This window comes from Nocardia elegans NBRC 108235 (genome assembly GCF_001612845.1).
Taxonomy (GTDB): Bacteria; Actinomycetota; Actinomycetes; order Mycobacteriales; family Mycobacteriaceae; genus Nocardia; species Nocardia nova.
Genome location: NZ_BDBF01000070.1, coordinates 23738 through 33690 on the forward strand (window position 1 = coordinate 23738; position 9953 = coordinate 33690).

Here is a 9953-nt window from a genome sequence, read left to right on the forward strand (position 1 = left end):
AGTTCGCGATGGAATTCGATCCCGTAGTCGCGGCGCGCACCGCCGCCGATCTCGACGCACTCGCCGACCGTCTGGAGGCGGGCCTGCGGGCCGACACCCCGGCGCTGTCGGTCGCGGCTCCCGGTATCGATGAGGTGTCGCTGCGCGCGGCGACGACGCTGACCGAGGTCGGCGCGTCGTTCGACTCGTCGGGCAACCTCGGCGTGCAGGAGCTGCGCAAACTGGCCGCCACCCTGCGGGCGCAGTCGCGCGGGCTGTCGCGGATGGACAGCGACAACGCCGCCGACCTCGGCGCCACGGCCTGATCGGGGCGCGACGACATGGTCGAACCGCCGGGTGACGGCTTCACCGGGGTGGTCTGGGAAGCCAGGCCGACCGAGCGGCTGGCGCGCGAACTGACGACCGGCCCGGGATCGGTGCCGATGGCCGAGGCCGCTTCGGCCTGGGGGCGGCTGGCCGCGAACTTCGGCGCCGCCGTGGTGGATTACGACCGGATCGTCGCCGAAATCCGCGGCCACTGGCAGTCCGACCGCAGTGACGAAGTGCTGGAACGCATTGCGCGGATGCGGGATTGGCTGCTCGGCGCCGCGACGGCCGCCGGGCGCAACGCCGCCCACGCCGCCGAACAGGCCGCGGCGTACGAGGTGGCCCGGCTGGCGATGCCGCATATCGCGGAGATCGCGGCGATGGAACAGGCGATGCACACGGTGCAGGCCATCGGGGCCGCGATGGGCGCGCCGCTGGTCGGCGCCGCCGCCGACATCAGCGCCGATCAGGACGTGGCCAAGGCCGGCGCGGCCCGGGTGATGCGCACCTATGAGGCCGCCACCGAACCGCTCGCGATGCCGTGGCAGCAGATCGAGCCGCCGGTGCTGGCCACGGGAGACGCCCTGGCGGGGGAGCAGGCGGCCGCCGCGGTGGCCGCCGAATCGGCACCCGCGATGCCCGCCATTCCCGGGATGCCCGCCATGCCGAACCTGGCCGCCTTCGATATGCCGCGCACCCTCACCGGCACCCGTGTCCAGACCGTCGCCCAGGTGGCGCGGTCCACCGAATTCACCGCGCTGCAGGCCGCGCCCGCGCAGACCGGGACGGCCACCGGCCAAGCGGTTCCCGCCGCGGCCGGCCCCGCCGCCGTGCAGTCCGAGGAGGAACGCGTCGCCCGGGCGGGGGCGGCGGACGCACCCGCCGTCGGCGAATTCGAGATCGACGCCGGATTGGCCGCCGCCCCAGCGGTTCTCGGTGGCGTCGAGACGCCGCCCGCGTCCGGAACCGCGAGTCCCGCGTAAGGAGTGTTATGGCGACCCTGACCAACGACGCCGTCCTGGCCGTCGCCGAACTGCTCGGCGTGCAGACGTTGCCGCTGGTGCTGGAGGTCGGACCACGACAGGACTCGATCGACGCCTTCACCGCGGCGCGAGCCGAGGCGCTGCGCGGGCTGCGCGGCGCCGGGCTCGTGGACCGCTACGACGACGTCGAGCCGGAACTCGGTGCGGCCCTGTCGATTCTGGCCCGGCCCGAGTCCGAACTCGCGGCGCGGATCGTCACCGCGGCCGGGGTGCATCGAGTGTCGGTGGTGCGGCGCGGCACCGGGCACGCGGTCGCCGTCCGCACCGGCGACGAGATCGACGTCCGCACCATCTGGGCGGACGACGACGGTGCGGCGCTGGCCCGTCCCGTGCTGGAGGTACTCGGTCCCGCCGAACCCGCGGCTATCGCGAGCTTCAGCGCCGCCACCGACGAGCTGGCGCAACGACTGGACAATGTTACGGCGGCAACGGAATTCGCCGAAGCCCTGTACGGACTGGACGTGGCGGAACGCGCGGCGATCGAATTCGGTATGGCGCTCTCGCAGTGCCACGCCCACGCCGAGATCGTCGCCTACCTCCACGCCGACGGCATCACCACCCGATCATCCGGCGCCGCGGCGGTGTACGACACCGCCCGGGGCCGGATCGCGGCCAGCCCGGGCACCGCATCCGACCAGCGGACGTGGACCACCTTCACGCCGGGATCCGATCACCGCGTCGCACAGGCGATTACGGCGCTGATCGGCACCTTACCCGGGGGAAGGTGGATGCCCTAGCTCGCGAAATCCCGTGCCAGTGACCACCTGTAGTACCGACCACCCGCATTACCGGAAAACACAGAGAGGGGCCTGACGATGGCCGGACAGCAAATCAGTAACGATGCAGCGAGTACTTCGCAGGCGCAGACCGATATGGCCAACTCGGTCGATCGCATCCGCGCCACCATCGCCCGCGTGACCGAGGCGGTCGACTCCGCCAAGCGCGGCTGGCAGGGCGACGCGTTCTCGGCGTGCAACAAGGCCGCCCAGGACTGGGACGAGGAAGCGGCCAAGCTGAACCAGATCCTCAACGAGATGACCGAGGAGGTCGGCCACGGTAACAAGACCTACACCGGCCTGGAGAGCGAGAACGAGAACGAGTTCCGTCAGCTCATCTCGCAGACCGGCGGTCTGACCAACCTCGGCGTCTGAGGCGAATCCAGCACAACCGTTCCCCCGCACACGTACGTACGAAAGGTAGCGACATGCTTTACGAAAGAACAGTTCTCCAGGAGCTCTCCGACCTGCTGAACGGCTTCCACAAGGACCTGCAGTCCGAGGCGAGCAACCTGCAGGACTGCGCGGCCAAGCTGGCCCAGGCCTGGGAGGGCAACGCAGGTCTCGAGGCGTTCCAGCAGTCGAAGCAGAAGTGGGACCAGCAGTTCGGCGACATCAACGGCGACAGCGACCCCAGCACCGCCATGGGCAAGGTGTCGGCGCTGTCCAAGGCCGTCGCCGCGGCGATGAACAACGCGACCGCCGCCGACAAGGTCGTCGCCAACGGCTTCGGCGGCTGAGTCCCGCACCGCAGTCTTCACCACGAAGGGCCCGTCCGATGTCCCAGATCGGGCGGGCCTTTCGCTGTCGTCGCCCGGGTTCGGCGGGCAGCCGCTTCACATGCCGGAACCGCCGAGGCGGGCTCGGCCGGCGTCAGGCCGGAACGGCGGGGTGTGCGCCGACGTAGCGCAGTTCCTCCGGTGTCGCCACCATGTACACGCGGGTCTCCCCGGCCTCGGTGCGCACCGTGACCAGGTTGGCCGTCTCGGGATCCTCGATCAGGGTGACGTCGGGTTCGAATCCGTCCGCTGCCTGCCCGGGGCGGCGCAGCAGCATCACCGTCGCGTCGGAGTGGTGCCCGCTCGGCGCGATGCCGTCGAAGACCACCATGGTCGCGAACCGATACGAACTGGCCTGCTGGGAGCCGGCCGACCAGGTGGCGAGCGTGAGCGCCTGCGGCATATCGACGTAACCGACCATCGGCCGCCATTCGTCGTGCCGATTGGTGTGCACCACCACACTGGCGCCCAACGCGATCGCGCGCAGGATCACCTGTTTGGCGACCAGCGGGGAGCCGATGACCTCGACCCGGCGCACGTGCCGGCTCACCAGCGGCAGCGCCACGCCCTGGCCCGAGTTGTCGGCGCCGATGAGCTGTCCGCAGCCGGCGATCGGCATCGGCACCCGATCCAGGGCGTCCGGCGGTCCGAGGTAGCTGTCCAGCGGCAGCGCCGGCACTCCGGTGCCCAGCGGCAAGCTGAAAAGCATTGCGCGCCACTGCTTTCCGGGCAGCGGAATCAGTCCGGCGGAGCGCACCCGGCACGGCGCGTCGCGGGTCGCGAAGCGTGCGGTCGCCGTCACGGCGATCGAAGTCTCCGTGGTCGCGGCCGTACTGGGCCCGGCATCCGGCACCCGCTGCAGCCGCACGGTGATCGTGGAGGTCACCGTCGGCGTCGACCACACCTCGGCGATGCCGCGAGAGCCCAGGGCCTCGGGTGTCATCCGGTAGGTGGTGTGGTGAAAACCGTTGTGGATCAGACTGTCCGTCGTCTCCTCGAATTCCTCCGGCGTCGCGCCGAGGGTCAGCTGGGCGACCGCCTGATTCATCTCGGTCGCCGAGAGCGCGACCGCCGACAGACCGCGCGCGGCGAGCCGATTGGCCACCCGCCGCGTGGCCACGACCGCCGAGCGCAAGGTCCCTTCCGCCCCGCCGCCGCGCCGATCCACGGCGGCGGCGTTGGCCAGCGGATCCAGCCGCAGGACCACCCAAACCGTCCGATGCGCCACGGCCGGCAGCGGGCCGAGGATGCTCTCGTAGGCGCGCGCCACCGCACCGGTGCCGGCACTGCGTGATCCGGTGCTGATCACATCGATGGCGGCCAGCCGGATGTCGAACTGATCGAGACAGCGCGCGATCTCGGCGAGCGGCAGCATATCGTCGCCGAGCAGACCGCTCGGGCTGAGCCGGGTGACCGTCCGTGGCTGCGCGTCGATCCGCAACATGGTGATGAGCCGGTCACCGTCCCAGCGCATTCCGTAACTTCCGCCTTCGGCCAGTGGAACATTGAATGGCGAATGTTGAACGGCGGTGGAACGATTACGAAACAATTGCCAACGAAAGGTAATTCCGCGCGCCAGGGATTGCGCGAGAGAAGTGCCGCGAATCGGCGCCAGCGCGACGATCACCACCACCGCGGCGACAACGACCGGAACCCACCACAGCGGTGTGAAAACCCGGGCCACGAAGGCGCCCACGGCCGCCGTGACCAGCACCGGAAGCACCAGACGCAGGGGGAGCAGGTGGAAGAGCCAGAATTCCGTCGAACGCAATTGCGGTGCGTTCGAGCGCGATTCGGAAGCGTCGGATGAATCGTCCTGAGGCGGTGTGACTTTTTCTCCGCGCGCGGTGGAGTTCATGCGCACATAATGGACCGAACTCGTTCGGCTTCGCTAGTCTGTCGAAGCGCGGCCGGACTCGGTTCGCGCCCTCGAATCGGGTCATCGGAATCAGCTAGTGGGTATCGGGAGGCGGTTGTGCCGGCGCAGTTGACGACCCGTGCCCAAGTCAACGGTTACCGGTTCCTGCTCAAGCGTTACGAGCACGCGCTCGTGCGGCGCGACGTCCGGATGCTGCACGACCCCATGCGGACCCAGTTCCGTTCGCTCGTCATCGGCGCCGTACTGGGACTGCTGGGCGTGGCGGGTGCGGCGATCCTGGCCTTTCTGCACCCGCAGGGCTCCGTGGGTGACTCGAAGATCGTGATGGGCAAGGATTCCGGTGCGCTCTACGTCCTCGTGGACGGAACCTTGCATCCGGTGCTCAATCTGGCCTCAGCGCGTCTCGTCACCGGGGCCGACGCCTCGCCGGCCTCGGTCAAGGACAGCAAACTGACCCAGCCGCGCGGTCCGCTGCTGGGCATTCCCGGCGCGCCCGGTGCCCTGCCCGGATCGGACGATCCCCGGCGGTCCACCTGGACGATGTGCGACAACCTGCTGCCCTCCGCGACGGGTGGTGCGGCCGCGACGGGCCCGCGCACCACGGTGATCGCCGGGCCGCTGGACAATCCGGCCGGTGGCACCCGCGCGGTGCCGGTGCGCGCGGACCAGGCGCTGCTGGCCACCCACGGCGGTAAGACCTTCCTCGTCTACGACGGTAAGCGGGCCGAGATGGATCCCGGCGACTCCGTTCTGGTCCGCTCCCTCGGTTTGCGGGATCAGCGTCCACGGCCGATCGGCGGTGCGCTGCTCGATGCCACCGAACCCGTTCCGCCGCTGGCGGTTCCGGACATCGACCGGCACGGGACGCCGGGTCCGGGCAAGCTGTCGGATGTGCCGGTCGGCGGTGTGATCCGAGTACACGGCGTGGACGCCGACGAGTTGTACGTGGTCCTCGCCGACGGCGTGCAACGGGTCACGCCGTTCGCCGCGGGCCTGATCCGCGACGCGAATTCGCAAGGGATGAACGAGATCTCGACCGTGCCGCCGGACCGCATCGTCGGTATCCCGGTTCTGCACCGGCTGCCGATCGACGATTTCCCGCAGCAGGTTCCGTCCGTGCTCGCGCCCGACGCCGATCCGGTGGTCTGTCTGTCGTGGACCCGTGCCGCCGACGACGCGCGCGCCACGGTTACCCTGCTCGCCGGCCGCGCGCTGCCCCTGCCCGCGGAGGCGGAGCCGGTCGTCCCGGCGACCGCGGACGGCGCCGGCGATCGGATCGACGGCGTCTATCTGCGCCCGGGCACGGGGGAGTTCGTGCGGTCGGTCGGCGCGGAGCCGGGCGCGGTGAGCAACGGCCCGCTGTTCTATGTGGGCGACAACGGGATTCGGTACGGCATCCCGGATGCCGACACCGCCAAGGTCCTCGGAATGCCGAAGACTCCGAAGCCGGCGCCGAAGCCGATCGTGGAGGCCTTGTCGGCGGGCCCGGCGCTGGCCCGGCAGGACGCTCTGATGAGTCACGACAGCCTGCCACAGTGCCCGGACTCGGGCCCGAGCGCTGTTGCCTGCGCCCGGCCGATCCCACCGCCGGGCAAGAACAACTGATCGCCACCGGCCGCCCGGCAGGGCGACCGGTCCGCCGATCGCGGTGCGGCTCAGCGCAATCCGCCGAGCACACCTTCCAGCGCCTTGGCCATATCGGCGCCCTCGATCCGCATGAGCACCGTCTCGTCCACCGCCGACAGGTCGATGGATTCGTCTGTGGCCAGCCGGAATTCGCGCTCCTCCTCGGCGGCTTCGATCACATTGCGGATGAACCGGCCGTTACCGGCGAGGTCCACCGCCCGCCGCTGCTCACCGCTCTGGTCCACCACCTGGCGCTCGTAGAGCTCCCGGCACGCGGCCTGGAGCAGTTCCAGCGCATCCTCGGCGACCTCCGAATCTCGTTTGCTCGCGATGAACTGACCGATCCGGCCGAGTTCCTCGGGAGTGTAGGACTCGAACTTCACACGCTTGGCGAAGCGGGACGCCAGACCGTCGTTGGAGGCCAGGAACCGGTCGATCTCGCCGTCGTAGCCGGCGATGATGACGATCAGCCGGTCGCGGTCGTTCTCCATCCGGGCCAGCAGGGTGTCCACCGCCTCGCGGCCGAACGCGTCACCGCCGGACAGGCCGGTCTGAATGAGTGTGTACGCCTCGTCGACGAACAGCACTCCGTCCATCGCGGAATCGATCAATTTATTTGTTTTTATCGCGGTGCTTCCCAAATGTTCACCGACGAAATCCGAACGCTTTACCTCTACCAGTCGATCGGTTTTCAACAAACCCAACCCACAGTAAATTTTTGCCACCACTCGGGCAATCGTCGTCTTACCGGTTCCTGGCGGGCCGGTGAACGCAAGGTGTTGTCCGCGTGGCGCGCTGGACATACCTTTCTCGGCTCGAATCTTCGCCAATTGCGCGGTGGCCTGGAGTTTCGCCACCTGAGTTTTCACCGCGGCCAGGCCGATCTGCTCGTCCAGCTCCGCGCGGGCGACCTCGAGCAGGCGCTTGGCCCGATCGTCGCGCTCCTCGGTCTCGACCTGCTCGGCGGTGGGCGCCGAGGCCGGATCCCAGCGGTCGGTGCGCGCGTCGATCAGTTCTTTCGAGGTCACCGTGAGGCGGTACTTGCGGTCGCGCATGGCCTGGGTGTTCGCGGCGAAGTCCGGCGCCTCGGAGAACACCTTCTCGAACAGGGCCTGTGCCTCGTCCTCGCGGCCCATCTCGCGCAGGCACAGTCCGCGGCAGAATCGGGCGGTGGTGGCCGCGGCCGGAATCGGACCGCTCTCGGCGGCCTCCATCCGGCGGATCGCCTCGCCGAACAGGCCGAGCTGCGCACAGGCCGTGCCGACCATCACGTGCGCGCCCGCGGCCAGGTAGGAGTCCTGCCAGTCCGCCGAACCGGCCAGCACCGTCATCACATCCGGCCAGCGCTGCGTCGTGTAGTGCAGCAGGCCGCGAACGTACTGGCAGATCCGGTCGTCGAGATCCTGATCGGGCTGCGACAGCAGACCCGCGCGATGCCGGGCCAGCTCGTCGAGCACCTGCTCGGCCTCGTCGTAATCGCCGGCGGAGATCAGCTGGGTCGCCTGCGCCAGCCAGATCTCGGTGTATCCCGCCAGCGGATAGTCGATGTACTGGCCCACCACGAACCGGCCCGCCAGCTGCCGCGGCGCCAGGCCGAGCCGGCGCTGCTCGCGGTAGAGGGTGGAGCCGCTGGTCTTGTAGAGGTTGAACACCACCTCGGGGGTGATCTCCCCGGCCGCGGCCCGGCCCAGCCAGGCGTCGCACATGCCCGGATCCCATTCGGTGGCGCGCTGGAATGCGAGCTTCGCATATTCGAGATCGGGCGTGGATTCCTGGCCGTCGATAGCGATGCCCAATGACAATACGCCGGCATCGAAGGCGCGTTGTGCTTGGCGGTTGCCGGTCATACGGACAGTCCCCTAAACGCGTGAATGTGCTAATTCTCGCTCAGCATACCGGCTGCCGTGACAGCCGATCTCGGTTAAGTTTGGAACGTCGCAATACAGCGACGAAAATCGTAGGGAGTTCTGTAATCCGTGACCGAGTCGTCGAGCAGCGGCGTGGGGGCCGTTGACCCGGAATTGTGCCGAGTGTCGGTGATCGGCGGAAATACTCAACTCGATGTGGGCCTGCCCGCGACCGTGCCGGTCGCGGCCTACATCACCGACCTGGTCGAGCTGATCGATTCCCGCAATCCCGACCTGACCGAACACGACGAGGGCGCGCCCGTGCGCGCGCAGCACTGGACGCTGGCGCGGATCGGCCGCGATCCGATCCCGCCGCACCAATCACTCACCGACGCAGAGGTTTTCGACGGCGAGTTGCTGGTGTTGCGCTCGGTGACCGCCAAGGAGGCGCCCGCGCTTTTCGACGATGTGATCGACGCGGTCTCGCGGCTCACCGCCGAATCGGGGAACGCCTGGTCACCGACGGAGGCGCGCCGAATGGGGCTGGGCGCCGGGCTGATCGCGGTACTCGTCGCGGTCGCGGTCCTGGTGTCCGGTAAGGGCACCGGTATCTGGAACGGATTCATCGCGCTCGGCGCGGGCGTACTCGCCGCCGGTGCCGCGGTGATCGTCGCGCGCCGCTATCCGGCGGAGCGCACGACCGCGAACGTGTTGTCGCTGTTCGCGATTGCGCTGCTGGGCGCGAGCGCGGGCCTGCTCACGCCGGGCCGGGTGGGATCGCCGCACGTCCTGTTCGCGGCGGTGGCGGCTCTGGTGGTGGCGCTGGCGCTGTATTCGATGACCCGCGCCGGGTCGCTCGTGGTGGCCGCGGTGGTCACCAGCGCCGCGGTGCTCGCGGTCGCCGCGGCGGTACGGATGGTGTGGGACTTCGACATCGCGAAGATCGCCGTCGGCGTGCTGATCGCCGGGCTGGTGCTGATCACGATGGCTCCCCGGGCGGCCGTCGCCGCGGCGCGCCTGCCGGTTCCTCCGGTGCCGACCGCCGGGGGCGCCATCGACCCCACCGATCACGAACCGCGCCCGACCATCGCCGATATCGGCGTCATCGGCGCGACGGCGCTGCCCTCGGCGGCCGGGCTGGAGCGCCGGGCCCACGCGGCCAATCAGTACCAGTCCGGAGTCCTGGTGGGCGCCACGCTCGCAGCGGGTTTCGGCGCCGTCCTGGGGGCCGATCCGCTGGGCGAGGCGCGCTGGCAGGGGTTGGTGCTGGCGGCGATCACCGCGGTGGTGCTGTGCCTGCGTGGCCGGGCGTACGCCGATCTCACCCAGGCGTCGACGATGATCGCGGGCGGCACCGCGGTGGCGCTCGCCGTCACCGCCGGAACCGCTGTGGCGAACGAGGATTGGCGCGCGGTCGGTGCGGGTCTGTTGCTGATCGTCGCCGCGGCGGTGGTCGCCTTCGGTGTGCTCGGACCTCGCGCGGACGTGTCGCCGGTGGTGCGGCGGGCGATCGAGATCTTCGAGTATCTACTGATCATCGCCATCGTGCCGCTGTCGCTGTGGCTGATGGACGTCTATTCGGCCGCCCGGAACATCTGATCGGGCCGATGACTGTGCTGCGCTACGGAAGAGATTGTCCGGTAGCGGGTTTCGCGCGCGGGGCGGCTCGCCGGCTGCGCGTGGCCGCTGCCGCGGCG

Annotated in this window: 9 protein-coding genes; 7 read left to right on the forward strand and 2 right to left on the reverse strand. The window is 69.5% G+C overall.

Annotated features, from left to right (window positions below):
* Window positions 1-8 precede the first annotated feature (8 nt).
* The 5 genes from NE2_RS32035 to NE2_RS32055 all read left to right on the forward strand — a co-directional run bounded on the left by NE2_RS32035 (window position 9) and on the right by NE2_RS32055 (window position 2865).
* Window positions 9-305, forward strand: coding sequence for a PE family protein (locus NE2_RS32035; RefSeq protein WP_063012535.1), 297 nt, complete (start codon window positions 9-11; stop codon window positions 303-305).
* A gap of 15 nt (window positions 306-320) precedes the next feature.
* The gene (locus NE2_RS32040) at window positions 321-1289 is read left to right on the forward strand and encodes a PPE domain-containing protein (protein ID WP_063032187.1); all 969 of its coding nucleotides are present in this window, start codon (window positions 321-323) and stop codon (window positions 1287-1289) included.
* 8 nt (window positions 1290-1297) lie between these two features.
* On the forward strand, window positions 1298-2086 hold the full coding sequence (locus NE2_RS32045; protein ID WP_063032189.1) for an ESX secretion-associated protein EspG: 789 nt from the start codon (window positions 1298-1300) through the stop codon (window positions 2084-2086).
* A 78-nt stretch (window positions 2087-2164) separates the two neighbouring features.
* Window positions 2165-2500, forward strand: coding sequence for a WXG100 family type VII secretion target (locus NE2_RS32050; protein ID WP_030513428.1), 336 nt, complete (start codon window positions 2165-2167; stop codon window positions 2498-2500).
* 53 nt (window positions 2501-2553) lie between these two features.
* Window positions 2554-2865, forward strand: coding sequence for a WXG100 family type VII secretion target (locus tag NE2_RS32055; RefSeq protein WP_030513429.1), 312 nt, complete (start codon window positions 2554-2556; stop codon window positions 2863-2865).
* A 133-nt stretch (window positions 2866-2998) separates the two neighbouring features.
* On the opposite strand, the gene eccE is transcribed toward NE2_RS32055, so the two are convergent.
* The gene (gene eccE, locus NE2_RS32060; RefSeq protein ID WP_218018707.1) at window positions 2999-4675 is read right to left on the reverse strand and encodes a type VII secretion protein EccE; all 1677 of its coding nucleotides are present in this window, start codon (window positions 4673-4675) and stop codon (window positions 2999-3001) included.
* A 204-nt stretch (window positions 4676-4879) separates the two neighbouring features.
* Between eccE and eccB the strand changes: the two genes are divergently transcribed.
* Complete coding sequence (gene eccB / locus NE2_RS32065) at window positions 4880-6388, forward strand: type VII secretion protein EccB (RefSeq protein WP_063032193.1); 1509 nt, start codon at window positions 4880-4882, stop codon at window positions 6386-6388.
* A 50-nt stretch (window positions 6389-6438) separates the two neighbouring features.
* On the opposite strand, the gene eccA is transcribed toward eccB, so the two are convergent.
* Window positions 6439-8256: a type VII secretion AAA-ATPase EccA gene (eccA, locus tag NE2_RS32070; RefSeq protein WP_063032195.1), complete on the reverse strand. Its 1818-nt coding sequence runs from the start codon at window positions 8254-8256 to the stop codon at window positions 6439-6441.
* 129 nt (window positions 8257-8385) lie between these two features.
* Here eccA and eccD point away from each other — a divergent pair, with 129 nt between their 5' ends.
* A complete protein-coding gene (eccD, locus tag NE2_RS32075; protein WP_063032197.1) occupies window positions 8386-9855 on the forward strand; it encodes a type VII secretion integral membrane protein EccD in 1470 nt (489 codons plus the stop codon).
* Window positions 9856-9953: the final 98 nt, after the last annotated feature.